This is a genomic window from Halomonas sp. SIMBA_159 (assembly GCF_046536035.1).
Taxonomy (GTDB): Bacteria; Pseudomonadota; Gammaproteobacteria; order Pseudomonadales; family Halomonadaceae; genus Vreelandella; species Vreelandella venusta_A.
This window is the reverse complement of sequence record NZ_JAWJBT010000834.1, coordinates 1-263: the sequence shown is the minus strand read 5'-3', so window position 1 is coordinate 263 and position 263 is coordinate 1. Positions and strand designations below refer to the sequence as shown.

The window sequence follows — 263 nt, the reverse complement described above, 5'->3', positions numbered from 1 at the left end:
AACGTTTCCGCACCCTCACGCTCGTGGGTAGGACGGCGGGGCGCTGCTCGGCAGCCGCAGCCCCTCCGGTGCGCCGATATCGACGCGCGTGGCCGGTTCGTCGGGCCCTCGGAGCACGGCAGAGTCTCTGGCCCAGGTGATGGCCAGGCCGACGCAGAACCAGAGGAACATGCTGTATTGCGTGATGAGGGCGACCACCACGAGGCTCGGAATTTGTCCGACGACCGCGAGCGCTGCGGGGCTTCGCGTCGAACGCCTCAGCG

Annotated in this window: 1 protein-coding gene; it reads right to left on the bottom strand. The window is 68.8% G+C overall.

Annotated features, from left to right (window positions below):
* Positions 1–15: 15 nt before the first annotated feature.
* Positions 16–263, bottom strand: a 248-nt coding sequence (locus tag R0J87_RS21560) for a hypothetical protein (protein ID WP_498888853.1), incomplete at its 5' end; no start/stop codon positions are given.